Origin of the sequence: Pseudoalteromonas sp. MB41, assembly GCF_020966275.1 — a bacterium.
Taxonomy (GTDB): domain Bacteria; phylum Pseudomonadota; class Gammaproteobacteria; order Enterobacterales; family Alteromonadaceae; genus Pseudoalteromonas; species Pseudoalteromonas lipolytica.
This window is the reverse complement of sequence record NZ_JAJJZF010000012.1, coordinates 30,748-57,128: the sequence shown is the minus strand read 5'-3', so window position 1 is coordinate 57,128 and position 26,381 is coordinate 30,748. Positions and strand designations below refer to the sequence as shown.

The following is a 26,381-nucleotide window of genomic DNA, read 5'->3' as shown; positions in this document are numbered from 1 at the left end:
GTTACCTTATTCAATAATATCGCCGCGTAGCAGGTACTTACATACAGCGACGGTGCTCACAAAGCCCAACATGGCGATAAGTAAAGCCGCTTCAAAATAAAGCCCTGTATCCATGCTCATCCCATACAGAATAATCAATGCGATGGTGTTGATAAACATAGTATCAAGAGCCAAAATGCGATCAGGCACTGATGGCCCTGCAATCAAACGCCACAAGTTAAGCAATAACGATATTGCGATCATGGCGTAAACAATTAAAAAAACCGTGTCTAGCATCGAAAAATCTCCTTAAGCGGTGCTTCGTAGCGCTGCTTAATCGTATTAATTAACACCTGTTCATCTGCTAAGTCCAAGACATGAATTAACAAATAGCGTTGCTGTACTTCTTCCCCTTCCGCAAGTGATTCAGGAATAGGATACACCTCAGCACTTACCGTACCTGGGGTTAGCGACACGGTGCTTGCCAAAATTGTGATTGGCATTTCATGACTTAAATCGAGAGGCACTTTAACAAACCCCGGACGCAACTTTTTAGTTGGTCCCAAAATTAAAAGTGCAACTTGCAAATTGGCTGTGACAATATCGTATAAAACTAACAATAAATGTCTAAATGCCAGCCCCGGTCTTACAATTAACGGTTGCGGGTCACGAAATGGAAAAGTAATCCACGGGATCGTGATAGCAAAGAAAGCAGCCAACAATAGGTGCCCAGGTGACACGCTATTATTTAATAGCAGCCACACAATAAATAATAATACGCTGCGAAATGGCGTAGGTAGCCAACGAAAACGAGCTTCTAACCGCATTTACTGGCCTCCATGTAAAACATCATTGATACCACTGTTTATGTCGAACAGTTGCTCTGAGGTCGCCAACATAAATTCAGACACTGGCCCAGCAAAAATAACCATCAACGGCGAGCAAATTAATAGCGTCATTAATGCAATTACTTTCAGTGGGTGTGCATTGACGCCTTTTATTGCATCGCTGTCTTTGTGTTTATGATCCCAAAACAAGCTTGTACCTGCACGAGAAATAGCCACCAAAACAGCCAAACTCGCTAAAAGGTAAATAGGCCAAAATAACATGGCTTTTTCGCTATCTAGGGTACTCTTTAAAATCCAAATTTTACCCACAAAGCCCGACAGCGGTGGCATACCCACAACTGTAAGTGCGGCTATCACAAAACTAATCCCCAACAAAAACGGCTGAGCGACAGCGCGTCCTGCAACTAAACGGTCTGCAACTTTACCACGCTGAAGCGCGACCAAGTCAGCAAGTAAAAACAATACGGCGCACACGATAGTCGAATGCACTAAGTAATAGAGTAATGCCGCAGTTGCCGCTACATTTTGAAGCGCAACAAGTGCCACTAACGTACCGACTGATACGATGACTAAGTTGGCCACCAGTTTTCTAAAGTCTTGGCTGGCAAGGACACCAATGGCCCCCATTACAATGGTAGCAAGTGCTAAACCCCATAACCACGGTTGAGCCATGTGCGCAAGCTCGCCTGCATTATCACCAAAAATAACGGTGTATACACGCAGCATGGCGTATACACCCACTTTAGTCATAATAGCAAAGAGTGCAGCCACAACCGGTAATGCGCTTGCGTAGGTGTTCGGCAGCCATAGGTGCAGCGGTAATAACGCACCTTTTAACGCAAACACGACAATAAGCAACAAACCACCTACTTTTGCTAAATAAACATCATCCCCTGTAAGCAAAGGCACTTTTTGGGCTAAATCAGCAATATTCAATGTGCCTAGTACACCGTAGAGCACGCCTAATGCTATCAGGAACACGCTTGAACCAATTAAATTTAAAATCACATATTGCAACGCAGCTCGGGTGTTGTGTTTGTCGCCAGCATGCATTAATAATGAGTATGAAGCGATGAGCAATACTTCAAAAAAGACGAACAGGTTAAAGACATCTCCCGTTAAGAACGCGCCATTCACACCTAAGATCAAAAAGTGCACTAATGGGTGGAAAAAACTGCCTTTTTTGTCATCTCCGGCACAGCTATAAAGTACAACAACAGCCCCCAGTAAACTGGTTAAAAGCACTAACAATGTCGCTAATCTGTCGGCCACTAATACAATGCCAAACGGTGCTGACCAATCGCCAATAGCATACACAAGTGGCGTAGTATCATTCACATACACTAATAAACCAGCGCTAATGAGCACGGTGATCACAGCCATAATCACCGACATAACACGGCGAATATAGAGGTTTTTCCCACAGGGCGGCATTAAAAGTATAACGCCTGTTAGCATAGGGATTAAAATAGGCAATGAAGCTAAATGCTGGATCATTTTTGCTCCTTCGACGATTTAACCAGGTGTCCGTCTACATGGTCGTTACCTAAATCTGCGCGACCACGAATAGATAAAATCACCACAAATGCCGTCATTGCAAAGCCAATAACAATGGCCGTTAATACTAACGCTTGCGGTAACGGATCGGCATATTCACTGCCACTGCCAAGCACAGCCGCTTTATTGATTGTTAAACGGCCTGATGAGAATAAAAATAGGTTTACCGCGTACGATAACATGGTTAAACCAAGCACCACCGGAAAGGTTCGTGCTCTTAAAATTAAGTAAATTCCACACGCGACAAGCACGCCCACGCATGATGCGTACAATACTTCCATTAAATATTTACCTCTTGCTTGGGTGTATCAGCAGTGAGTTTTCCTAAACTTGCTAAAATCATCAGCGTTGCACCTACAACAGTTAAATACACACCTAAATCAAACATGATAGCACTGGCAAGTTCTGTCTTGCCGACTAGCGGTATATCAAAATAATCAAACCATGTTGTTAAGAATGGACGCCCAAACACCCAACTTCCTAACCCCGTGAATAAGGCTATGGCAATACCGGAAGCGATAATCTTACGGTAATTCACATCAAAACGTGCCGCAATCCAGTTAGAACCGTTAGCCATATATTGCAAAATAAAGGCAATCGCAGTCACTAACCCCGCTATAAAACCGCCTCCTGGTAAGTTATGACCACGCAAGAAAATGTACGCAGACACCAATAACGCAAGCGGTAATAAGCTTTGTGAAATACTGGCAAGTAAAATGGGGTATCGTTCACGTGCCCAAGGTCGCCCTTCACTGTCACTTGCTGGCATAAATAATGGCAAGTTAATTAATAGTTTATAAATACCCAGTGCAGCGATACCTAACACGGTGATTTCACCTAATGTATCGAATCCCCTAAAATCAACAAGGATCACATTTACAACGTTGGTTCCCCCACCGCCTGTTTTTGCATTTGCCACAAAAAAGTCTGAAATAGACTCAAGCGGTCTAGTTAGGAGTGCATAACAGATACTTGCTATAACAACACCAAATGCAGAGGATATACCTAGGTCACGTAACATGCGTAATGAGCTTGATTCTTTTGGTGTGCGCTGTGGTAAGAAAAACAGCGCAAGCATCAGTAGAATAACAGTCACTACTTCAACCGTTAATTGAGTTAATGCTAAGTCAGGTGCCGAGAATCGAGTAAATGCGACCGATACCATTAAGCCCACGATTGAAATCATGATCAGTGAAATCATACGAGAGCGATGCCAAATAACAGTTGCCAGCGCACCAATAATTAATAAGCCAGCCCCTATCGCATTATGAAAATCAATCGGCGTTAGTTCACTTGCCCCTGCTAGTTGGCGCATTTCAAACAGTGGCCAACCTGCACATAAAAGAACCACCGCAATCATCACAAAAGCATAGCGTTGCAGCGAGCCATTTTCGATACGATTAACTTTCTGTTGCGACCACTTAATAACACTGTACAAGCCAAGGTCGAATCCTTTTTTAGCATTCAGCGTGGGGAGCGATGCTTGGAAATGGAACAGGTGTTTGCGCTGCACATAAATGATGATACCGCAACAGGTCGCAATAAAGCTCATTAACAGCGGAAGGTTTAAACCATGCCAAACAGACAACTTATAGGCTGGCGCCGCATCACCTAAAACGGCAAATGACGCTGAAGCCAAAATATCGCTGACCGCAAAATGCGGGAACATACCGACTAATATGCACACTACGACTAATATTTCGATTGGTACTCGCATATAGCGCGGCGGTTCATGAGGCGTTTTTGGCAAATCAATTGGGTCACCATTAAAAAAGACATCATGAATAAATCGCGCCGAATAAGCGACTGAGAGCGCACCTGCAACGGTCGCTAAAACAGGGATTAACCATGACATTGAACCAAGCACTTGTTGATGCAGTGTTTCTGCAAAAAACATCTCTTTCGATAAAAAGCCGTTCAGTAGTGGCACACCCGCCATTGCCGCTGCTGCGACCATTGCTAATGTGGCGGTATATGGCATAAAACGCCACATACCATTGAGTTTACGCATATCGCGTGTGCCCGTTTCATGGTCAATAATACCGGTGGCCATAAATAAAGACGCTTTAAATGTCGCATGGTTAATAATATGAAAAATAGCGGCCACAGTCGCAAGCTCTGTATCTAAACCAAGCAATAAGGTAATAAGGCCCAAATGACTAATTGTTGAGTAGGCAAGCAGCCCTTTTAGATCATGCTTAAAGAGCGCAACGTAAGCACCAACAAGCAACGTTGATAACCCTGTCATAGCAACCAAAATAAACCACGTATCGGTTCCTGATAAGGCAGGATAAAAACGGGCGAGTAAAAAGATCCCTGCTTTAACCATGGTTGCCGAGTGTAAATACGCACTCACAGGTGTTGGCGCTGCCATGGCATGCGGTAACCAAAAATGGAATGGGAATTGCGCCGATTTAGTAAACGCCCCCAACAGCACAAGTACCAATGCCACTTCATATAAATCATGCGATTGAATCAGTGTCTTACTGGCTAAAATAACATCTAAATTATAACTACCAACAATATCGCCGATGAGTAATAAACCCGCTAATAACGCTAAACCACCTGCACCAGTAATTGCCAATGCCATGCGCGCACCTTTACGTGCTTCTGACTTATCCCACCAATAGCTAATTAGTAAAAACGAGCTAATGCTGGTTAGCTCCCAAAATAGCCATAATTGAATCACGTTATTTGACATGACAATGCCAACCATGGCTGTCATGAATAGCATTAGATAGCAGTACAACTTCGGTAAAGAGTCATCTTTGCTCAGGTAATAGCGAGCATAGAATATGACCAAGACACCAATGCCTAATATCATATACAGAAACAGCAAGGTTAGGCCGTCAAGCCTAAATGAAACTTGCATGTTGAGTAGCGGGATCCAGTCCGCGCTATAACGGATTATTTCGCCAGAAAAAACCGCAGGCGTAAACGAGAATACAATTCCAAGGGCAATCAAAGGCGCTAACATGGTCAAAGCCGTACTTTGATTTCGCGTTAGTTTTGAAGTGCAGGATGAAATAACACTGCCGATTAAGGATAACAGGGGTATCCAGAGCAAAGTCATAATAAGGAGCCTTTTTGTGTCATAAGAATATCAATACCGCTGCTAGTTATAGTTAGGTGCGTACTGTTCATTTGGATGGTTAAAAGTTGGCTTCAAAAAAAGCTTACAGTGCGTATAGTTATACTGATCAGGTGCTATTTTGTCTATAGGAGAGCAGCCTATTTGCACATTTTTTAACCGCTTTGTGTGTTAAAATAGCAATAATTCTACGATTAGTCAGAAAATTTATCCAAGCTTGAAGTTGTTGTTATCGTTGGCTTTACACCTAAAAACGTGAAGTAATCAAGAAACCTTATCGGCTTTGTTAAGGGCTGGTTAATTTGTTTTTGCCAAAGTTGTCTGTATTGCTGTGATAACGCCATTGTTTGGTATTGCATAATTGACCAATTAGGACTGGGTTTATACGCCATTGAATTCTTGCATGCGCGGCTCTTCTGCCAACCACTTGGTGGCAATACATCATTGGCAATGAATAAATTAGGCGCCACTTTACCCTGCTGTTTACACAACCACTGCTGTTTTTTCTCTGGAAGTGGGTATTCATCCTCAAAACCATTAAAGTGCATTAGCTCATGCAAAAACACTTGATAGCTCTGTTGAGAATTAATATGCATAATCCCCCCAACCACATTTGCCGCGCCCGACTCTGACATCATTACGATAAAGTCAAAGCCTGCAGGCCAATTGTATGCAACAGCGTTTTCCCAATTACACTGAACTGCCATATCATGATTACGGCAAGAAAACTGATCGCCAACGTAGACAATTTCGCTAAAGCAAAAACTATTCTTCTCTGGCTCTGGTTTAGCTTGGTAAAAACGTTTAAATGATTTCAGTGCATTAATTCCTGCATGATGATCAGTCAACATCAACACATTAAATTTACACTGTGACATGACACTCACTGTGTGTAATGACAGTGAAAAATTGTGACGTTTTGCAAAATCGGCCTTTATATACTCTGCATCCGAGCGCTGGCGTAACAACCAAGCTTGCCTCGCATCGCCTTGTGGCAAACGATTCGTTTGCCACAACCATTCAATTGACTGCCACTGCTGCTGAGCAATCAAGTTGTCTGCTAAGGCTTGTTGCTGGTCCACAGCATAATTATCAAACTCGGATTGCCACCACAGCTTAGCTGCCGCAGGGTTACCTTGTTGTAGAAAGCGTAATGCGAGTTGGTAATGAGCATCTAACTCACCTAGTTCAGCGAGTTGCCGTAATTGAACATTATCAACAAGGGTAAGGTTTGAACTCACAACAGTGGGAGCCAAATAGAAAATGGCCACAGCACGTGTTGGATTTTTATTAAAATAATAAAGATACGAAGGCGTGAAGTCAGATACTGAGCTTGAGAGAGTGCTCAAGCTCAGTAATAACCCGCCTATCAGGTAAACATTAGCTCGCGTCTTCACCAGCCATTAACTCAAGCTCTAGACGCGCATATTTATATTCAACAAACTCATGCACATTTGTTGCAAGGGCAAGCCTAAAATAATCAGCCGCAATGTAATCATTACCTGCTGCTTGATGTAATTTAGCTAAATAGAAATACGCCTCGCATAAACGATGCGCATACTCTTGCTCAGAAGTAACCCCTTCAATAATACCTGATAAGAATTCAAACTCACTGATTTCGCCTAAATACAATGCAAGTAATTGATAACCCCATTGGGATTCGTCAACCCCTTGTGAATTGGCTTTTAAATCAATCAGCGCTTGCTGCTTGTCAGCGTCTGCTTGTGCTAGGTAAAGCCATAAAACACGATAAGGGTCACTGGGTGAGCGGTCTAAAAACTGCTGTAAGTCGTCTTGTGCTAATAATGGACGATTTCCATAATACAACGCAATTCCGCGGTTTAAGTAAGCATATTCATGCTGTTCATTGAGTTCCAGCGCCGAGTCAAAAAGCTCATACGCCTGCTCATACTGTTGCATAAGCGTGTGATGAATACCTAAAAAGTTATACACTTCTGCTAAATCAGGCTTTAGTTTAATGGCCCGATTAAAGTCTATACGCGCTAATGTCGACATGCCCAAACTGTCAAATAACACACCGCGATCATAATAAAGTTTTGCTTGTTGTTCTGCACTTAAATCGGTGCGATTAAGCAGCTCTGAATAACGGGCTATGGTAATTTCATTTCGAAAATCAGACGCTAATGGTGCGGTGAACGGCACATTAACAATAGGGACTGACTCAGGCTGAGAAGTTGTTTGACATGCACTTAAAGAAAAAATAGCCACAGCTGTCAATGCTAAGTGTTTAAAAATCATTAAAGTCCTTAATACCTGAATTCTCTGTAGACAAAGTTGAAGCGATTGAGTTTCATTAAAGCATAAAAAAAGGGGCTAAACAGCCCCTTTTTCTTGTATCCAGTAAATTACTGGAAAATCAAACCTTATTCAGCGTCTTTAGGCGCTTCTGCTGTTTCTTCAGCAGCCGGTGCCATCGCTTCTTTGATACTTAAACGTACGCGACCTTGGCGGTCAACCTCAAGTACTTTTACTTGTACTTCTTGGCCTTCGCTTAAGTGATCAGTAACGTTGTTTACGCGCTCAGTGCTGATTTGAGAAATATGCACTAGGCCATCTTTACCCGGAAGGATATTAACGAATGCACCAAAATCAACGATACGAACAACTTTACCTGTGTAGATTGTGCCTACTTCAAGTTCTGCTGTTAATTGCTCAATGCGCTTGATTGCATTATTTGCGCTAATGCCGTCAGTTGCTGCAATTTTGATTGTACCATCGTCTTCGATTTCAATCGTTGTGCCTGTTTCTTCAGTAAGTTGACGAATCGTTGCGCCACCTTTACCAATTACTTCAGCAATTTTCTTCGCCGGAATTTGCATCGTGTAGATACGTGGAGCGAACTGAGATAACTCTTCAGAAGGAGCAGAAATCGCTTCGTCCATTACACCTAAGATGTGTAAACGTGCAGCTTTTGCTTGTTTAAGCGCGATTTGCATGATTTCTTGTGTGATACCTTCGATTTTGATATCCATTTGAAGTGCAGTGATACCGTCTGAAGTACCCGCAACTTTAAAGTCCATGTCACCTAAGTGATCTTCATCACCTAAGATGTCAGAAAGAACAACAAAGTTTTCTTCTTCTTTAACAAGACCCATCGCAATACCTGCAACAGAGGCTTTAATAGGCACACCCGCGTTCATTAACGCAAGAGAAGTACCACATACAGACGCCATTGAAGATGAACCGTTAGACTCGGTGATCTCAGATACAACACGGATTGAGTAAGGGAACTCAGTTAGTGTTGGCATTACAGCTTGGATACCACGCTTAGCTAGGTTACCGTGGCCGATTTCACGACGCTTAGGTGAACCAACAAAACCTGTTTCACCTACGCAGAACGGAGGGAAATTGTAGTTAAGCATGAAGTGGTTTTTGTGCGTGCCCGTTAAATCATCAATTAACTGTGAATCACGTTCTGTACCAAGCGTTGCAGTAACAAGTGCTTGTGTTTCACCACGTGTGAAGATAGCAGAACCGTGAGTACGCGGTAATACACCCGTCATTACGTCTAGTGCACGGATCATATCTGGTTCACGACCATCGATACGTTTTTCACCGGCAGTGATACGGCCACGAACAATTTTCTTTTCTAAAGAACCAAATACTTTACTTACTTCTTGAGTATCAAGTGTTTCGTCTTCAGCAAGCTCAGCAGAAAGCGCTTCAATAACAGCGTCTTTAGCTGCGCCTAACGCTTCTTTACGCGCTACTTTGTCAGTGATGCGGTATGCTTCACCCACTTTATCAGCAGCAAGTTCAGTCACTTTCTCTTCAAGTGCAACGTTCTTTTCTGGTGCAGTCCAATCCCATGTAGGCTTGCCCGCTTCTGCTTTGAACTCATTGATTGCGTTGATGATAGCCTGAGATTGCTCATGACCATATACAACAGCGCCTAACATAACATCTTCAGATAGCACGTTCGCTTCAGACTCAACCATTAATACCGCGTTGTCTGTGCCCGCAACCACTAAATCAAGTTGGCTTTCTTCAAGCTCTTTTAACGTTGGGTTTAGAACGTATTCGCCGTTGATGAAACCAACACGTGATGCACCGATAGGACCATTAAATGGAATACCAGAAATTGCAAGCGCTGCTGATGTACCAATCATTGCAACCATATCAGGTTGGATTTCAGGGTTTACAGAAACAACTGTCGCGATAACTTGTACTTCATTTACGAAGCCATTCGGGAAAAGTGGACGAATTGGACGGTCAATTAAACGTGCAATAAGTGTTTCGCCATCGTTAGGACGACCTTCACGCTTAAGGAAACCACCAGGGATACGACCCGCAGCGTACATACGCTCTTGGTAGTTAACTGTTAGTGGGAAAAAGTCTTGACCTGGTTGTGCATCACGCTTACCAACAACAGTAACAAGTACTGAAGTGTCGCCAATGCTTGCAAGTACAGCGCCGTCAGCTTGACGAGCGATAGCACCTGTTTCTAGTGTCACAGTGTGTTGACCTAGTTGAAATTCTTTAATAATTGCTTGCACTTAAAAATGTCCTTTAAATGTAGAAGCAACTCAGAAAAATTAGCCCGTAGGCTGCATCTCTGAATTGGTAAAAATAGTCCATCAAAGTACCAATTACAGTACTTAATTAACCTTAAGTAAAATCAATTAAGTACTACAATTGGCAATGATGATTTTTCAAACACTTAGCAACCTGTGCTACTAAGTTGTGCGCTAGTATACCTTTCATACGCGCACAAAAAAAGGGGCTATATAGCCCCTTTTCTCGTAATCTAGTTCTTAGCGACGTAGGCCAAGCTCTTGGATTAACGCAGTGTAACGTGCAATGTCTTTACCTTTAAGGTAATCAAGCAGTTTACGGCGTTGGCTTACTTTGCGAAGAAGACCACGACGTGAGTGGAAATCGTGCTTGTGATCAGCAAAGTGACCTTGAAGCTTGTTGATATCGAACGTTAGAAGTGCAACTTGTACTTCAGGTGAACCAGTGTCGCCTTCAGCGCGTGCAAATTTAGCAATGATTTCAACTTTTTCTTGATTGCTTAGTGACATAGTAACTCCAAAAATTAATTTAAATTGTGTCTTAGCCGATCACTAATTCAGCCAAAACGATTGAGCGGGCGTATTCTACCAGCTTTAGCAATAACTACAAGGTAATCTTTACTCAGGCAGTTGATTCGATAAACCACGCTTTGATTTTAGGTGACCGTCTTTATGACGCTCGCCTGTGCCAATGAATATACCATCAGCCATTACTTTCACCACACCATCAGGCACGGGCTTACCAATCACCACGGTTTGACCATGGCTAAATGCCATACCTTGTTCTTTACTAATTTCAATCACAGGTAAGTCAACCAACGCGGTATCCATGGGTAACAAAAGCGCATCTAAATAAGTAGACGGTGCAACGTCATCGGCTTTGGCTTGTTGCAATTTTTCTTCAAGTTGCTCAAGCGTCACCATTTTATCACTCGGATAATGGCCAACAGCACTTCGGTGCAACATAATAACGTGTGCGCCACACCCTAACTTTTCACCAAGGTCATCCACAATAGTGCGAATATACGTCCCTTTCGATACATGGGCGGTCATTTGCACTTCGTTATTTGCTTCATCAAACTCATCAAGCGTTAAACTAAACACATTAATTTTTCGGCATTTACGCGGTACCTCAATGCCCTCGCGTGCATATTTATATAAAGGCTGGCCTTGATATTTTAATGCTGAGTACATTGATGGGTATTGGTCCGACTCACCTAAAAAACTTGCGATCTCTTGCTCGAGTTGAGCACGAGTTACCACTACTGGACGCGTTTCAACAACTTCGCCATCCGAATCTGAGGTGGTTGTACGTTCCCCAAGTTTAGCGCGTACGACATACGTTTTGTCCGTGTCTAACAAAAACTGGGTAAACTTAGTTGCTTCACCAAAACAAATCGGCAGCATGCCTGTTGCAAGCGGATCGAGCGCGCCGGTGTGCCCGGCCTTCTGTGCAAAGTAAATGCCCTTTGCTTGCTGCAATGCTTTATTAGACGAGATACCTTGCGGCTTGTTAAGTAATAAAATGCCGTCAATTGCACGGCCTTTACTGCGTCTAGCCATTAGTCTTTAGTGCCTTCTTCGCTATCATCTTCGTTGACATGCTTTGCATTATCTTCACGAATAACCGAGTCCACTAAATTTGAAATACGCATACCTTCCATCAGTGAGTTATCAATGACAAAACGTAACTCTGGCATAATGCGCGCACGAATGCGTTTACCTAATAAAGAACGAATATAACCCGTTGCTTCATTCAGGATTTTAGCGCTCTGCTTGGCTTTATCTTCATCATCAGTATTGAATACTGTAATAAATACTTTTGCGTACGAAAGATCGCGAGATACCTCAACTGCAGACACCGTTACCATACCTAAGCGCGGGTCTTTAATTTCGCGTTGAAGAATAACAGCAATCTCTTTTTGAATTTGCTGTGCAACACGATCAGTGCGAGAAAATTCTCTCATTATACTTCACTCTAAAATTATAACTTATTGATGTATATAAATAAGTTAATTTAATTACGAATACACAAATGGGGGCTTAGCCCCCATTTATAATAGTGACTTAGACGAAATTAAAGTGAACGTTGTACTTCAACCGTCTCGAACACCTCGATTTGGTCGCCAACTTTAACATCGTTATAGTTCTTAACGCCGATACCACATTCCATACCGTTACGAACTTCAGCTACGTCATCTTTAAAGCGACGTAATGATTCAAGCTCACCTTCATAGATAACCACGTTATCACGAAGTACACGGATAGGTGCGCTACGCTTAACGATACCTTCGGTCACCATACAACCTGCGATAGCACCAATCTTAGGTGACTTAAACACGTCACGAACTTCAGCAAGACCAATGATCTCTTGCTTAAATTCTGGTGCAAGCATACCAGACATGGCTTGTTTAACTTCTTCGATCAGGCTGTAGATTACGCTGTAGTAACGTAGGTCTAGGTTTTCTGATTCAATCACTTTACGTGCTGATGCATCGGCACGAACGTTAAAGCCTACAACGATTGCATTAGAGGCTGCTGCAAGTGTTGCGTCAGTTTCGGTGATACCACCTACGCCTGAACCAACAATCTTCACTTTAACTTCATCAGTAGATAGTTTAGTTAATGAATCAGCAATTGCTTCAATTGAACCTTGTACGTCCGCTTTAAGTACCACGTTAACTTCAGAAACATCGCCTTCAGTCATGTTAGTAAACATGTTTTCAAGCTTCGCTTTTTGTTGACGCGCTAGTTTCACTTCACGGAACTTACCTTGACGATATAAAGCAACTTCACGGGCTTTACGCTCGTCTTTAACCACCGTTGCTTCATCACCTGCAGCAGGGATACCAGAAAGACCTAGAATCTCTACAGGAATAGATGGGCCAGCAGACTTAATGTCTTTACCGTTCTCATCTTTCATTGCACGTACACGGCCGTATTCAAGGCCACATAGTACGATATCGCCTTGGTTAAGCGTACCAGACTGAACTAAAATAGATGCAACTGGACCACGGCCTTTATCTAAGCGTGATTCGATTACAACACCCGCAGCCATCCCTTCTGATGGTGCAGTTAGTTCTAAGATCTCAGCTTGCATTAATACCGCTTCAAGTAAGTCATCAATGCCTAAACCTGTTTTTGCAGAGATATGGACGAATTGCGTGTCGCCACCCCACTCTTCAGGAATAACGTCTAGCTGTGCTAATTCGTTTTTAACGCGATCTGGATCTGCGCCTTCTTTGTCCATTTTGTTTACAGCGATGATTAGAGGCACGCCAGCTGCACGCGCATGCTGAACCGCTTCTTTAGTTTGTGGCATTACGCCATCATCTGCTGCAACAACAAGGATTACGATATCAGTGGCTTTTGCACCACGAGCACGCATTGAGGTAAATGCGGCGTGACCTGGTGTGTCTAAGAACGTGATCATGTTGCCATTTGTTTCAACATGATAAGCACCAATGTGCTGAGTGATACCACCCGCTTCACCTGATGCTACTTTCGCTGAACGAATGTAGTCAAGTGTTGACGTTTTACCATGGTCAACGTGACCCATTACTGTCACAACCGGCGCACGAGGAAGCGCTTTGCCTTCTTCGTTACGGTCGTTTAGCACTTTCTCTTCTAATTCATTTTCTTTAACAATGATAACCTTATGTCCCATTTCTTCAGCAACAAGCTGTGCTGTTTCTTGGTCGATCACTTGGTTGATGGTAACCATGTCACCCATTTTCATCATTGTTTTAACAACTTCGGCACCTTTAACAGCCATACGCGATGCAAGTTCAGCAACAGTGATAGTTTCACTGATACGAACTTCATTTTTAACGTCTGCGGTTGGTTTTTGGAAACCATGCTGTAACGATGTAGGCGCTTTAAGCTTGCCTTTTTTACCTTTAGGTGCAACAAATTTTTCTTTTGCTGGACCTTTTTTCTTTTTCTTAGCACGGCGAGCTGTTTGCTCTTCACGAGCATCAGACTCATCTTCTGCTTCACGTGCATAAGTTGAAGTCGTAAGGTGGTGATCAGCACTTTCTTCACGCTGCTTACGCTCTTCTTCTTCTTTCTTCCAGCGAGCTTCATTTTCTTCAGCTAGCTTTCTTGCCTCTTCTGCTTGACGTTTCGCTTCTTCTTCAGCTTTTCTCAATGCGGCCTCTTCTGCTTCTTTTTGCAGACGCTCAGCTTCGGCGCGATCTTTTTCAGACTTAGCACTTTGTTCTGGGGTCATCTGCTTCTGTTTCGCTTTACGCTCAGCTTCAGCTTTGCGTTTAGCCTCTTCTTTGGCTTTACGCTCAGCTTCTTCTTTCGCTTTACGTTCTGCCTCTTGTTTCGCTTTTAGCTCCTCAGCTTCTTGCTGGGCTTTAAGCTCTGCTGCTTTACGTGCAGCTTCTTCTGCAGCTAAACGCTCTTCTTCTTGCTGTTGCTCAATGGCGCTTTTCTTAACATAAGTACGTGTTTTACGTACTTCTACTTGTACAGACTTTGCTTTACCTGTAGAGCCAGTCACACTCAGTGTGCTCTTGCTTTTACGTTGCAAAGTCATGCGAGCAGGGCCTTCCGAGCCCGTGCCGCCATGCTGCTTGCTAAGGTGGTCAAGTAACGTTGACTTTTCAGCCTCGCTCACCATATCACCTGCTTTTTTAGAAATACCGGCTTGCTCAAGCTGCTGTAGTAACTTATCAACAGTTGTACCAATATCTCCGGCTAGTTTTTCAACATTTACTTCTGCCATAGTGTGTAATACCTCCGTTAATAAATTACTCGTCTGCGAACCAACAAATGTTACGCGCAGCCATAATTAGTTTGCCAGCTTCTTCTTCTGAAAGCTCAGTGATATCAACTAACTCGTCGATACCTTGCTCGGCTAAATCTTCTAATGTTATAACACCTTTACTTGCCATAACGAATGCAAGGTGACGCTCTAAACCTTCAAGGGCTAATAAGTCCTCTGCAGGTTCTGCACCTTCTAGGCTTTCTTCAGTTTTAAGTGCTTTGGTTGTCAGTGCGTCTTTCGCACGTGAACGTAAAACATCAACTGTTTCTTCGTCTAAGCCATCAATTTCTAAAAACTCTGATGCTGGTACGTAAGCAACTTCTTCAAGGGTTGAGAAACCTTCGTTGATTAGTAATGTTGCAAACTCATCATCGATATCTAGGTACTCAGTAAATAAGTTGATTAACTTGTCTGACTCAGCTTCATTTTTCGCACGCATTTCATCAATCGTCATTACGTTTAATTCCCAGCCAGTTAACTGGCTAGCAAGACGAACGTTTTGACCATTTCGACCAATTGCTTGCGCTAGGTTATCAGCTTCAACAGCGATATCCATTGAGTGCGTGTCTTCGTCCATCACGATAGATGCTACCTCAGCAGGTGCCATCGCGTTAATAACGAATTGCGCTGGGTTATCATCGTAAAGTACGATATCAACACGCTCGCCACCAAGTTCAGTAGACACCGCTTGAACACGCGCACCACGCATACCTACACAGGCACCTACTGGGTCAATACGTTTGTCATTTGACTTAACAGCGATTTTCGCACGTGAACCTGGATCACGCGCTGCTGCACGTAATTCAATCATTTCTTCACCAATTTCTGGCACCTCAATGCGGAATAGCTCCATGAGCATTTCAGGCTTAGAACGCGTTACGAATAACTGTGCGCCACGCGCTTCAGGTTTAACTTCATAAAGAAGACCACGAATACGGTCGCCCGGACGGAAGTTTTCACGCGGTAGCATGTCGTCACGGTAAATAACCGCTTCTGCATTGTTACCAAGGTCAAGTACGATAGCATCACGCGTTGCTTTTTTAACAACACCCGTTACTAACTCACCTTGTTGGTCTTTGTATTCTTCAACAACAAGTGCACGCTCAGCTTCACGTACTTTTTGTACGATAACTTGCTTAGCCATTTGTGTTGTAATACGGTCAAACTTAATTGACTCAATTTGTTCTTCTACGTAATCACCCATTTGCAATTCAGGGTCTTCAACTTGTGCCGCTTCAAGCGTGATTTCGCTATACGGGTGCTCAAGTGAACCATCTTCTTGCACAGGAGCGATTTTCCAGCGACGGAATGTATCGTAATTACCTGTTTTACGGTCAATTGATACGCGAACGTCAATTTCACCATCGTGTTTTTTCTTTGTTGCAGTCGCTAATGCGAACTCTAACGCTTCAAAAATCTTTTCTTTTGGAACCGCTTTCTCATTGGAGACGGCTTCAGCAACCAATAATATTTCTTTTGCCATGGGTTATGCCTCGCTTGCCCTATTCCTTCGCACTCGAATTAAAACTTTGCGATGATGTTCGCACGTTCAATGTTACTTAGCATAATCATATGCTCAGTCCCATCTGCTGAAAGTGTGATCATATCACTGCTAACTGATACTAAATCGCCTTTAAAATTACGGCGACCATCTTGTGGAAGCTTAGTACGCACGCGTACTTCTTCTCCTTGTGCCTTCTCGTAGTGATCTTGTTTGAATAATGGACGATCAACACCAGGAGACGACACTTCCAAATCGTATTCGTTTGTAATTGGGTCTTCGACATCTAAGATTGCGCTAACTTGACGACTTACGTCGGCACAATTGTCTACCGTGATCCCTGCATCATGATCGATGTAAACACGTAATGTAGAGTGGCGACCAGCTTGCACAAACTCAAGACCATGTAACTCAAAGCCTAACATTTCAACGGCTGGTGAGAGCATGGCTACTAAATCTTGCTCAAGTTTTGTCACGAAAATCCTCCATACAAACAAAAAAAGGGCATATAGCCCTGAAATACTGAGTTTAATAATGATTCATAAAATCATGCTAGATCAGATACAACAACGCCCCGAACCAAGCGGGGCGTCACACCTAAAGCATAAAACTGTGTGGCCTAGGGCCAAGCTTGGTTGCGGTCAATTACCTGACTAAATTAAACTAAATAGCCTAAACGCAAAACGCGCATTACCCAGAATGCGCGACTTCATACAGTAAAAAATTACTGTGCATGTTAAAGACAGCTTACGATGTTTTAACATGAATTTGGTTGCGGGAGCCGGATTTGAACCGACGACCTTCGGGTTATGAGCCCGACGAGCTACCAGGCTGCTCCATCCCGCGCCAATGGATATCAAGTAAATTACTTAATATCGTTTGCTTGAGTGGCAAGCACATCAAGTCAATGGCGGCTATTATAAGCATGTAGCGCTCAATTAGCAACCTTCGGGCATGAATTAGTTGGACAATTTTTTACGAAAAAAAATAATGACAACCTTGTCATAAAATTTCCTATTTCCGAAAAAATAGGTCTATAGTTAACACTATAAGAAGAACAAACTATAGTGTTGGCTATTAAGCGATTTTCCTATGAGTCTATCTATTTTTCAAAAAAGGCTTTTACAACAGAATGTTGAATTGCTAAAACCTGATTTCCATCAATTTACGCACACCTTTTACCACAATTTGAGCCAGCGTAATCTAACAATGACGATGCCAAGCGAAGAGAGTGTTAGCAAACGAAGCTATATACTATTTTGTGCGCTTAACAAGGTTGTGTCACACCTTGATGACTTACCTTTGGTGATGCCTTTCATTCAATATATAGCAAATAACCTAAGCTTTTTGAATGTATCAAGTCACGATATAGACCATTTGTGTGACGCATTTTTCGACACGCTGGAGTCCCAGCAAAGAGGCTTAAACAGCCACCTAAAACAAGCGTGGTCACAGGCAATTCGTATATTTTCCAACATTGTTAAAAGCTATTTGTTTGCTTACAGTAATGTAATTTCAATCAATACACGTTGCGCTACTCGGCTTAGTTCGTAGTTGAGGGCTGACACTAATTAATGTTGAGTAAGTTCATTATTCAGTCTATCGATTTGGCGCTGCTCAATAGCAATGAGTGTATTAAATTTACTGGTCACCGCAGACATTTTGTCTGATAAAGCCTGGTCGCTACTCGCATCGACTAGATTAGCCGGTCTGGTAGAGGCTTGTTGTTCAAGGCGCTTAATTTGTTGATTTAGCTCAACATGATAACGGTCAATTTTGTCTTTGTGCTCTGCGATTTCACGTTTAATCTGTTCACTACGAATAAAATGGTCAATTTCATTCTTTTCTGTTTCGTTACTTTGCAAAACTAACTGGCTTTTTTCTGTGCTTAACCTGTCTATATTACGCTGCTCATTGTTGATCAATAAATTATAACGTTCTGAAACGGCAGACATCTGTTTAGCTATGGCGGCTTCTTTTTTTGCTCCGACCAAATTGTGCAGTTGCGCGTCGGCTTGACTGCTTAATGCCGCAATTTCATTGTTCATCCGTTCTGAGTAAGAGTCTATTTTATTATTGTGTTCTGCAATTTTGGCGTCTATTTGCTTTAATCGAATATAGTTATCAATCTCTGCTGTTACATCGCTTGATTCAGAAACAGGTTTTGGCGAGCCTAATAATGTGGGGTTTTGCTCTTTAACGGTGATCAACTTTGCATCTTTGCCGCAAGGTTGTTGGCTAAACTCAACAATGCCATTTTTTTCACATTGATAAATTGCCGCGTTGGCCGCCTTGCTCAAAGTGACCCCTAAACAAACCAGTGTAAATAAAGTAAAGAAGCGTGGTTTCATAATATCGTCCCTGTTGTTTATCCTGTGTTTCTGTAAGCATGTTGTGGGCCAACACGATCTAAATTCAGCGGTATTACGTAGTAATTTAAATCAATTATCATGGGTTTACTATTGTGCATTACTCTACTTTGCGATTTATTTTTGGCGATCAACTCAATGCTAGCCACAGCTGGTATAAAGACGAAGATCAGCACACCACTCTCTATGTCATCGCTGAGCTAAAACAAGAAACCGATTACGTAAAACATCATACACAAAAAATTGCCGCCTTTTTCTTAGCAATGGAACACTTTGCAAAGGCGCTCAAAAGCGCGGGGTTTAATGTGCTACATCTTACCTTAGATGACACAAAAGATGACGAATCATTACCCGCCCTTCTTACTCGTTTAGCGAAACACTACCAATGTAAACGCATTGAATACCAGTATCCCGATGAATACCGACTCAAACAGCAATTACAGGCATTCTCAGAAAACAGTGAATGTGCGATTAACGCATACGACACAGAGCATTTTTTACTTCCCTTTAATGATATATGCCAACACTTTAAAAAAGACAAGCATGTAAAAATGGAATTCTTTTATCGCGCAATGCGTAAACGATTCAATATATTAATGGACGAAAATAATGAACCGGTCGGAGGCAAGTGGAACTTTGATCAACAAAATAGAAACAAGTTAAAACAACATGATCTCAACGCAATTCCTGAACCACTGTGCTTTGGGCACGATGTTAAGGACATTCTTTCACGCATAAAAAAACATAACATAACGACATTTGGAGAGTCCAATCATTCGATACTTTGGCCAACAACACGTTATGAAGCAAAGCAGCTTCTTGATTTTTTTTGCGATCATTTGTTAGTTCACTTTGGGCAATTTCAAGATGCGATGACCTGTCAATCTGAGCACCAATGGTCGTTATATCACAGCCGCTTGTCGTTTGCTCTCAACACTAAAATGCTGCACCCAATGCAGGTTATTAAGCGCGTGATTGAGGCTTTTGAACAACAACAGCAAAAAATTGATATTGCCCAAGTTGAAGGGTTCATTAGACAAATTCTGGGCTGGCGCGAATATGTGCGTGGTATTTACTGGCAAAATATGCCTGACTACGCCAACAAAAATGCCCTTGAAGCAAAGCGTGCCCTGCCCGACTATTTTTGGCACGCAAACACTAAAATGAAATGTATGCACCATGCAATTAAGCAAAGTTTAGACACCGCCTATGCTCATCATATTCAACGTTTGATGATAACGGGTAACTTTTGTTTGCTTACAGCCATAAACCCAAATGAAGTCGATGCTTGGTATTTAGGTATTTATATTGATGCTATCGAATGGGTTGAAATGCCCAACACTCGCGGCATGAGTCAATTTGCAGACGGCGGCTTAATTGCCACTAAACCGTATGCCGCAAGTGGTAATTACATTAATAAAATGAGTGACTATTGTAAGGATTGCCATTACAACGTGAAAGAAAAAGCCACCGATGATGCGTGCCCTTTCAATAGTTTATATTGGAACTTCATGTTAGAGCACGAACAATTGCTTAGCAAAAATCCGCGTATAGGCATGATTTATAACACCTGGTATAAACAAGACGAATCGAAGCAACAAGCCACTCTCAAACGCGCAAAGTGGTGCGTCGATAATTTAGATAAATTATAAAAAAGGCCGCCTCAAATGAGGCGGCCTACTTCTAACAAATAACAAGGGGAAACAATGCTGATTACAGCTTAATTACTTATTCTCAAGCAATTTACCACTGCCAATTTCAATTTTACGTGGTTTGAGTGCTTCAGGAATTTCACGCTGTAAATCAATGCTTAAAAGTCCATTTTCAAGGTCTGCACCGAGTACTTTAACGTGGTCACCTAGTTGGAACTTACGTTCAAAGTTGCGCTCAGCAATTCCTTGATGGATAAACTTACGCTCTGCATTGTCTTCTTTGTCAGCTTTTGTGCCGCTGACTTTTAATGTATTGTTTTCTGACTCAATGGTCAGTTCACTTTCACTAAAACCGGCAACGGCCATAGTGATACGGTATTTGTCTTTATCTAATGCTTCGATGTTGTATGGAGGAAAACTTGGCTGCTTGTCTGTGCGTGCTGCCGCATCCATTAATGATGCTAAATGATCGAAGCCAATGAATGAACGATAAAGTGGTGATAAGTCTACTGTACGCATAATAATATCCTCATATTTAAGCGATATTTTGTTAGTACTCTTCTTTTGAACAAGTGCTAACAAAGTTAAATTAATTATATAAATTTCAATTACTTTGGTTTGTTTGGGACCCATCAGGCGTCCTCACTAAACGATTTATGGGCAAGCAAAATCTTTTCAAGATTTTTTACAAAAAAAATTGCAATTTTTTTCTCTTTTTGAAATTTATTGAGGCTTATTCTGGTCTGAATAAGTTGATTTTAAAGGGCTAAGCACGTACAAAATAAAAATGAAAAAAATACCCTCAGTTTTAAAAAAAATAGTCGCTTTGACTAAAAACTTGCTGTTGATGGCTATCATCTTGTATGCCGTTACGCTATTTCAGCAACGAAATTTATTACCAACAGACCACACTCCCGCCCCCTATTTCAATTTAGCGACACTCGACAATCCACAGCAACGCGTCACCATTGCCGATTTAAAAGGCACAAACACAGTGCTGTATTTTTTTGCCCCTTGGTGCAGTATTTGTCGCTACAGTATGCCTAATCTCGAAAAAGCCTATCAACAAGGCGAACTGAATGCGATTGCCATTGCCCTTGATTATGAAAATATTGACGAGATAACGCAGTTTACAGATTCACTAGACTTAACGATGCCCGTTTTATTAGGGACACGGTATACAGGACAAGATTACAAAGTCAGTGCCTACCCAACGTATTATGTTATTAATGAGCAACTCGCGATTACAGCTCATTCTATGGGGTATTCCACAGAATTTGGGCTGCGCATACGAACACGTAAGTGACTTAAGAGGCACTCAGAGAAAAAACAGAATAGAGTAATCGATTTTATGCACTGTTTTTATGAATCTAATTCGTTAATATGATAACTAGACCAACACACTTACATCGAGGAGAGCGATATGTTGACTGTAATTTTTGGCCGTGAGGGCTGTCCATACTGTGTACGCGCAAAAGACGTAGCAGAAAAACTAGCGAACGAGCGTGAGGATTTTAAATTTCGCTATATCGATATCATTAAAGAAGGTATCAGCAAAGCAGATTTAGAAAAGTCTGCTGGCAAACCTTGCCCAACCGTTCCACAAATTTTTATTGACCAAACTCACATTGGTGGCTTCACAGAATTCGAAGCATACGCTAAAGAAAATTTAGGGTTATATCAATAAATTGTAAACATGGTTGATTTTGGTAAATTACAACTGATTAAATTATGACCAACATCAACCACATACAAATTAGTTGTAATTTATACAAGCAATTGCATTGTATTTCCTATACAATGCGCGCCTCTTTAAATTCGTTGAGGCGTATTAATGTCAGAACCAGTCACGTTTGAATCTTTAAATCTTTCTCCTGCAATTTTAAAAGCAGTTGAAGAGCTAGGTTACAAGACTCCATCTGAAATCCAAGCTCAATGTATACCGTTATTGCTAGAAAGAAAGGACGTACTGGGACTAGCGCAAACGGGTACAGGTAAAACAGCAGCATTTGCACTGCCATTACTAAATAATATTGACCCGTCTGTGAAACAGCCACAGATCCTTGTTCTAACGCCTACGCGTGAACTTGCGATCCAAGTAGCTGAGGCATTCGAACAATATGCTAAGCATACTCGTGGTGTAGAAGTTTTAGCCCTTTATGGTGGCCAAAGCTACAGCATCCAATTAAGTGCACTTCGTCGTGGCGCGCAAATCATTGTTGCAACGCCAGGCCGCTTAATCGACCACATTAACCGTGGCACAATCAAATTCGAGAGCTTACAAGCCCTTGTTCTTGATGAAGCGGACGAAATGTTACGCATGGGTTTCATTGATGATGTAGAAAGCATCATGGAAAAAACACCGCGTGAAAAGCAAACATGTCTTTTCTCTGCAACCATGCCTAAGCAAATCCAAAATATCAGCAGCAAATACATGAACGAGCCTGAGCAAGTTCATATTTCAGCGCGTAACTCAACAGTATCGACTGTTGAGCAAGTATTTTGGAATGCACACGTACACAAAAACAAAGCGATCGTGCGCTTCTTAGAAGCTGAAGAATACGATGGTGCGATTGTTTTCGTACGTACACGTAATGACACAGTACAATTAGCTGAATTACTTGAGCGCGAAGGTTTCTCTGCCGCACCACTTAATGGTGACATGAACCAACAAGCACGTGAACGCACTGTAGAGCGTTTGAAAAGTGGTTTACTTGATATCGTAATTGCAACCGACGTTGCAGCGCGTGGTCTAGATGTCGACCGTTTAAGCTTGGTAATTAACTACGATATTCCACAAGACTCTGAAGCCTACGTTCACCGTATTGGCCGTACAGGTCGTGCGGGTCGTTCAGGTAAAGCGATTCTTTTCGTAAAACACAACGAGCGTTATTTACTTAAAAATATCATTCGTCATACGAAGTCTGAAATTGCACAAGTAGATTTACCAACAGCGAAAGTTGTTGAAGAAAAACGCATCAAAGCATTGCAAGACAAGTTGACTATTGCACTTGAAAATAAAGACATCACGTTCTTTAACCAAGTAGCGGCCAACATGGCTGAAAAGCTTGAACTAAGCTTCGAAGACTTAGCAGGTGCCTTACTGTGTTTAGCGCAGCAACAATCACCAATCAAGGTTGAAGAAGTTAAAGTTCAACCGCGTGGCGAACGTACAGAACGCGGTGGTGATCGCCGTCGTAACGAACGTGCTGACCGTGGTGATCGCCCTGCTCGCGAACGTAAACCGCGTGAGCCGCGTGAACGTAACAGCCGCAGCATGGGTCCTATGGATACATACCGTATCGAAGTAGGTCGTGAGCACGGTGTACAAGTTAAAAATATCGTTGGTGCGATTGCTAACGAAGCAGATATCTCAAGCAAGTTTATTGGTGACATTCGTCTGCACGACAGTCACAGTACGGTACAATTACCGCAAAACATGCCTAAAGATGTGCTTGATCACTTCCAAAAAGTGTTTATTTGTAAACGCCCAATGGGAATGACACTCACCAAAGCTGAAGCCGCTTCTGAGCGCCCAGAGCGCAGCGAACGCCCAGCAGGTGAGCGCAGTGATAAAAAGCGTAGCTTCAAAGACAAAGACCGTGGTGAAAAACGTAGTGGCCCTCGTAAAGAGCGTCGTCCAGTAAGCTTCACAGCAAACTAAGCGTTTAAAGCTAACGACTAAAAAAACCTTGTCATGAGAGTGACAAGGTTTTTTTGTGTCTGAAGTAAAGCTGTCAGCCTAAACTTTCAGTCTTAAGTTAATAAACACCTAGAAACTTTTGGACATCATTAAAGAAAAATTCATCAACATTAAAATATTGAATAAAACTATCTTTGCACCCTTGCTCCTTATATAAGAAAACTACATAACATATTAATTTTGCTGCTAGCTTGATTATGTCGTCCCTATGTAATTTACTAGCATTAGGCTCATAAATGTAGCGGCTTGATTTAAAAGATTCTCTATATTTTTCTAGAATTTCAAGCTCATTTTTATTAACTAAAAATTTTGCGATATCAAGAGGTAATGAGTGATATAGAATAATTAAATCATGTGGATCAGACTTCTTTGGTAAACTTTTTCTATCGAAGATATATGTTTCATTTGGCTTACTTATATTACCTACAGCAAGAGCATTAAAACTTTTAAATAGTATTTCGATAGATAAAACCGATAAAACACTTTGAAGCCCCATTCTCTGATGCGACGCAGTTTTAGCTACCATATAATAATCATATGCACATTCAATCATATATGGTCGAAACTCAACTTGAGGTAATGATTTAATATCTATTTTAAGTTTCAATTATATTTCCCATATGAAATCTAAATAAATAGAAATTGAAAAAGCCTCAGCATGGCTGAGGCTTTATTATTTTTATGGTTATGAACCCGCTGGGTACACGTAGCTTGACTGTAGGCCGAGTGGGATGCCTAAGCCCCAATATGCTAGTAAGAAGATACTCCAGCCGATTAGGAACGCGATAGAGTACGGCAGCATCATGGCAATTAAGGTGCCGATACCGGTGCCTTTAACATACTTCTGGCAGTACACGACAACCAATGGGAAGTAAGGCATTAACGGGGTGATAATGTTTGAGCTTGAATCACCCACACGGTACGCTGCTTGGGTTAAGTCTGGCGATATGCCTAATTGCATTAACATAGGCACAAAAATAGGCCCAAGTAATGCCCATTTTGCCGAGCTTGAACCCACAAACAAGTTTACGAACGCAGTTAAGAAAATAATACCAATCACGGTTACAGAACTGGGTAATTGCATGGCTTTTAACAGCTGTGCGCCTTCAATAGCCAGTAATGCCCCTAAGTTAGATTTACTAAAGGCCGCGATAAATAACGCACAGAAAAACGCCATAACAATATAATACGCCATGCCGCCCATTGCTTTACTCATGGCATCAATCATGTCTTTAGAGCTTTTGAACGTGCCAACCACAAAGCCATAAACTGCACCAGGTATCCAAAACAGTAGGAAAATTAGTGGCACGATAGACTGCATCAAAGGTGAACGGAAGTTAGTCAGCGAGCCATCGGGGCTGCGCATAGCTGAGTCTGCGGGAGCGGATACAAACCAAAGTAAAGTAAGGCCTGCTACCATCACTGTGCTTGCAATATAAAACGCACGCTTTTCATCGCTACGCGCTTCATCAAAAGCGGGTAAGTCTTCGGTGTCACCATCAAGTGGGGTATTTTGTAAGCGTGGTTCAATAATTTTATCGGTAATGTACCAGCCTAATAAAATAATGAATAAGCTTGATGCCGAGGTGAAAAACCAGTTATTTAACGGGTTAATCGCCATATCAGGATTAATAATTTGGGCTGCACTTTGGGTAAAGCTTTGCAGTAATGGATCGATACCTGATGGAATGAAATTGGCACTAAAGCCCCCACTCACGCCCGCAAAAGCCGCAGCAATACCCGCAAGAGGATGACGACCCATCGCATAAAAAATAACCCCCGCAAGCGGGATAACTAACACGTAGCCAGCATCAGTTGCGGTGTGGCTAACAATCGCCACTAAAATAATAGACGGGGTCAATAGCTGCTTAGGAGTGACTTTTAGCATTAGCTTTAAGCCCGTATTGATAAAGCCTGAATGCTCAGCAACCCCAACACCTAACATTGCAACAAGCACAACACCTAAAGGAGCAAAGCCTGTAAAGGTTTTTACCATCGACGATAAAAAGGTGGCTAAGGAATCACCCGCCAACAAATTATGGACAACAATGGCCTCGCCTGTTCGTGGGTCTATGGCGTCAAATGTCATGCCCGAAAAAAGCCACGACAGCAGCCAAATAAGTAACATGGCCACTAAAAAGATAATGGCCGGATCAGGAAGCTTATTGCCTACCCTTTCAATGGTATTTAAAAAACGTGCGATTGCTCCGCTTGGTGCCTGCACATCATTGTTATTATTCATTTTCGAATTCCCTAGAAAAATTTCTTGCTTACCTTATCGCATCCGCGTTAAGAGGTAAATTTTAAGTTAACTAAGCTATCTGATTTGGGTACTTAAACTATATAAAAAAAGCGGCCAAAGCCGCTTA

General features: G+C 42.1%; 22 protein-coding genes and 1 tRNA gene. 4 read left to right on the top strand and 19 right to left on the bottom strand.

Annotation, left to right across the window (positions count from 1 at the left end):
- Window positions 1–6: 6 nt before the first annotated feature.
- The 16 genes from LPA49_RS12785 to LPA49_RS12710 form a co-directional block, all read right to left on the bottom strand.
- Window positions 7–276 (bottom strand): K+/H+ antiporter subunit F, encoded by a 270-nt coding sequence (locus tag LPA49_RS12785; RefSeq protein WP_036969869.1) that lies wholly within the window; start codon window positions 274–276, stop codon window positions 7–9.
- Window positions 270–806, bottom strand: a complete 537-nt coding sequence (locus LPA49_RS12780) for a Na+/H+ antiporter subunit E (RefSeq protein WP_036969871.1) — start codon at window positions 804–806, stop codon at window positions 270–272. The genes LPA49_RS12785 and LPA49_RS12780 overlap by 7 nt, the downstream gene beginning before the upstream one ends.
- Window positions 807–2,324: a monovalent cation/H+ antiporter subunit D gene (locus tag LPA49_RS12775; protein ID WP_118844120.1), complete on the bottom strand. Its 1,518-nt coding sequence runs from the start codon at window positions 2,322–2,324 to the stop codon at window positions 807–809.
- On the bottom strand, window positions 2,321–2,665 hold the full coding sequence (locus LPA49_RS12770; protein ID WP_036969879.1) for a Na+/H+ antiporter subunit C: 345 nt from the start codon (window positions 2,663–2,665) through the stop codon (window positions 2,321–2,323). Before LPA49_RS12770 ends, LPA49_RS12775 begins: the two co-directional genes overlap by 4 nt.
- The gene (locus LPA49_RS12765; protein ID WP_036969881.1) at window positions 2,665–5,457 is read right to left on the bottom strand and encodes a monovalent cation/H+ antiporter subunit A; all 2,793 of its coding nucleotides are present in this window, start codon (window positions 5,455–5,457) and stop codon (window positions 2,665–2,667) included. Before LPA49_RS12765 ends, LPA49_RS12770 begins: the two co-directional genes overlap by 1 nt.
- Before the next feature lie 212 nt (window positions 5,458–5,669).
- Window positions 5,670–6,824, bottom strand: a complete 1,155-nt coding sequence (locus tag LPA49_RS12760; protein ID WP_051501804.1) for a hypothetical protein — start codon at window positions 6,822–6,824, stop codon at window positions 5,670–5,672.
- A gap of 31 nt (window positions 6,825–6,855) precedes the next feature.
- Window positions 6,856–7,734, bottom strand: coding sequence for a lipoprotein NlpI (gene nlpI / locus LPA49_RS12755; protein WP_036969883.1), 879 nt, complete (start codon window positions 7,732–7,734; stop codon window positions 6,856–6,858).
- 125 nt (window positions 7,735–7,859) lie between these two features.
- Window positions 7,860–9,992: a polyribonucleotide nucleotidyltransferase gene (gene pnp / locus LPA49_RS12750; RefSeq protein ID WP_230236693.1), complete on the bottom strand. Its 2,133-nt coding sequence runs from the start codon at window positions 9,990–9,992 to the stop codon at window positions 7,860–7,862.
- Between the two features lie 258 nt (window positions 9,993–10,250).
- A complete protein-coding gene (gene rpsO, locus LPA49_RS12745; protein WP_036969894.1) occupies window positions 10,251–10,520 on the bottom strand; it encodes a 30S ribosomal protein S15 in 270 nt (89 codons plus the stop codon).
- A gap of 108 nt (window positions 10,521–10,628) precedes the next feature.
- Window positions 10,629–11,573 (bottom strand): tRNA pseudouridine(55) synthase TruB, encoded by a 945-nt coding sequence (gene truB, locus LPA49_RS12740; protein ID WP_230236691.1) that lies wholly within the window; start codon window positions 11,571–11,573, stop codon window positions 10,629–10,631.
- Entirely contained in the window at window positions 11,573–11,977 is a 405-nt protein-coding gene (gene rbfA, locus LPA49_RS12735; protein ID WP_036969898.1) for a 30S ribosome-binding factor RbfA, read from the bottom strand. The genes truB and rbfA overlap by 1 nt, the downstream gene beginning before the upstream one ends.
- A gap of 110 nt (window positions 11,978–12,087) precedes the next feature.
- Window positions 12,088–14,745 (bottom strand): translation initiation factor IF-2, encoded by a 2,658-nt coding sequence (gene infB, locus LPA49_RS12730; RefSeq protein ID WP_065978793.1) that lies wholly within the window; start codon window positions 14,743–14,745, stop codon window positions 12,088–12,090.
- A gap of 25 nt (window positions 14,746–14,770) precedes the next feature.
- Window positions 14,771–16,270 carry a transcription termination factor NusA gene (nusA, locus tag LPA49_RS12725; RefSeq protein WP_036969904.1) on the bottom strand — a complete coding sequence of 500 codons (1,500 nt, stop codon included), beginning with the start codon at window positions 16,268–16,270 and terminating at the stop codon, window positions 14,771–14,773.
- Between the two features lie 38 nt (window positions 16,271–16,308).
- Entirely contained in the window at window positions 16,309–16,764 is a 456-nt protein-coding gene (gene rimP / locus LPA49_RS12720) for a ribosome maturation factor RimP (protein ID WP_036969905.1), read from the bottom strand.
- A gap of 293 nt (window positions 16,765–17,057) precedes the next feature.
- Window positions 17,058–17,134: transfer RNA gene (locus LPA49_RS12715), tRNA-Met, on the bottom strand.
- Window positions 17,135–17,859: 725 nt separating this feature from the next.
- On the bottom strand, window positions 17,860–18,639 hold the full coding sequence (locus LPA49_RS12710) for a DUF4124 domain-containing protein (protein ID WP_036969907.1): 780 nt from the start codon (window positions 18,637–18,639) through the stop codon (window positions 17,860–17,862).
- 110 nt (window positions 18,640–18,749) lie between these two features.
- Here LPA49_RS12710 and LPA49_RS12705 point away from each other — a divergent pair, with 110 nt between their 5' ends.
- The gene (locus LPA49_RS12705; RefSeq protein WP_036969908.1) at window positions 18,750–20,309 is read left to right on the top strand and encodes a cryptochrome/photolyase family protein; all 1,560 of its coding nucleotides are present in this window, start codon (window positions 18,750–18,752) and stop codon (window positions 20,307–20,309) included.
- Between the two features lie 72 nt (window positions 20,310–20,381).
- Here the strand turns inward: LPA49_RS12705 and LPA49_RS12700 are convergent, their stop codons facing one another.
- Window positions 20,382–20,828: an Hsp20 family protein gene (locus LPA49_RS12700; RefSeq protein ID WP_036971655.1), complete on the bottom strand. Its 447-nt coding sequence runs from the start codon at window positions 20,826–20,828 to the stop codon at window positions 20,382–20,384.
- Window positions 20,829–21,135: 307 nt separating this feature from the next.
- On the opposite strand from LPA49_RS12700, the gene LPA49_RS12695 reads away from it, so the two are divergent.
- The 3 genes from LPA49_RS12695 (at window position 21,136) to LPA49_RS12685 (ending at window position 23,973) form a co-directional block, all read left to right on the top strand.
- On the top strand, window positions 21,136–21,615 hold the full coding sequence (locus tag LPA49_RS12695) for a TlpA disulfide reductase family protein (protein WP_230236689.1): 480 nt from the start codon (window positions 21,136–21,138) through the stop codon (window positions 21,613–21,615).
- A 117-nt stretch (window positions 21,616–21,732) separates the two neighbouring features.
- Entirely contained in the window at window positions 21,733–21,996 is a 264-nt protein-coding gene (locus LPA49_RS12690; protein WP_036969909.1) for a GrxA family glutaredoxin, read from the top strand.
- A 147-nt stretch (window positions 21,997–22,143) separates the two neighbouring features.
- Window positions 22,144–23,973 (top strand): DEAD/DEAH box helicase, encoded by a 1,830-nt coding sequence (locus LPA49_RS12685; protein ID WP_036969910.1) that lies wholly within the window; start codon window positions 22,144–22,146, stop codon window positions 23,971–23,973.
- 97 nt (window positions 23,974–24,070) lie between these two features.
- On the opposite strand, the gene LPA49_RS12680 is transcribed toward LPA49_RS12685, so the two are convergent.
- Both LPA49_RS12680 and LPA49_RS12675 read right to left on the bottom strand, forming a co-directional pair.
- Window positions 24,071–24,619: a hypothetical protein gene (locus tag LPA49_RS12680; protein ID WP_075593889.1), complete on the bottom strand. Its 549-nt coding sequence runs from the start codon at window positions 24,617–24,619 to the stop codon at window positions 24,071–24,073.
- 78 nt (window positions 24,620–24,697) lie between these two features.
- Window positions 24,698–26,254 carry an AbgT family transporter gene (locus tag LPA49_RS12675; protein ID WP_230236687.1) on the bottom strand — a complete coding sequence of 519 codons (1,557 nt, stop codon included), beginning with the start codon at window positions 26,252–26,254 and terminating at the stop codon, window positions 24,698–24,700.
- Window positions 26,255–26,381: the final 127 nt, after the last annotated feature.

Excerpts from the sequence above, each read along its gene's own strand:
- LPA49_RS12785 (WP_036969869.1), bottom strand. The coding sequence starts at position 276 with ATGCTAGACACGGTTTTTTTAATTGTTTACGCCATGATCGCAATATCG.
- LPA49_RS12780 (WP_036969871.1), bottom strand. The coding sequence starts at position 806 with ATGCGGTTAGAAGCTCGTTTTCGTTGGCTACCTACGCCATTTCGCAGC.
- LPA49_RS12775 (WP_118844120.1), bottom strand. The coding sequence starts at position 2,324 with ATGATCCAGCATTTAGCTTCATTGCCTATTTTAATCCCTATGCTAACA.
- LPA49_RS12770 (WP_036969879.1), bottom strand. The coding sequence starts at position 2,665 with ATGGAAGTATTGTACGCATCATGCGTGGGCGTGCTTGTCGCGTGTGGA.
- LPA49_RS12765 (WP_036969881.1), bottom strand. The coding sequence starts at position 5,457 with ATGACTTTGCTCTGGATACCCCTGTTATCCTTAATCGGCAGTGTTATT.
- nlpI (WP_036969883.1), bottom strand. The coding sequence starts at position 7,734 with ATGATTTTTAAACACTTAGCATTGACAGCTGTGGCTATTTTTTCTTTA.
- rpsO (WP_036969894.1), bottom strand. The coding sequence starts at position 10,520 with ATGTCACTAAGCAATCAAGAAAAAGTTGAAATCATTGCTAAATTTGCA.
- truB (WP_230236691.1), bottom strand. The coding sequence starts at position 11,573 with ATGGCTAGACGCAGTAAAGGCCGTGCAATTGACGGCATTTTATTACTT.
- rbfA (WP_036969898.1), bottom strand. The coding sequence starts at position 11,977 with ATGAGAGAATTTTCTCGCACTGATCGTGTTGCACAGCAAATTCAAAAA.
- infB (WP_065978793.1), bottom strand. The coding sequence starts at position 14,745 with ATGGCAGAAGTAAATGTTGAAAAACTAGCCGGAGATATTGGTACAACT.
- nusA (WP_036969904.1), bottom strand. The coding sequence starts at position 16,270 with ATGGCAAAAGAAATATTATTGGTTGCTGAAGCCGTCTCCAATGAGAAA.
- LPA49_RS12710 (WP_036969907.1), bottom strand. The coding sequence starts at position 18,639 with ATGAAACCACGCTTCTTTACTTTATTTACACTGGTTTGTTTAGGGGTC.
- LPA49_RS12700 (WP_036971655.1), bottom strand. The coding sequence starts at position 20,828 with ATGCGTACAGTAGACTTATCACCACTTTATCGTTCATTCATTGGCTTC.
- LPA49_RS12690 (WP_036969909.1), top strand. The coding sequence starts at position 21,733 with ATGTTGACTGTAATTTTTGGCCGTGAGGGCTGTCCATACTGTGTACGC.
- LPA49_RS12685 (WP_036969910.1), top strand. The coding sequence starts at position 22,144 with ATGTCAGAACCAGTCACGTTTGAATCTTTAAATCTTTCTCCTGCAATT.
- LPA49_RS12675 (WP_230236687.1), bottom strand. The coding sequence starts at position 26,254 with ATGAATAATAACAATGATGTGCAGGCACCAAGCGGAGCAATCGCACGT.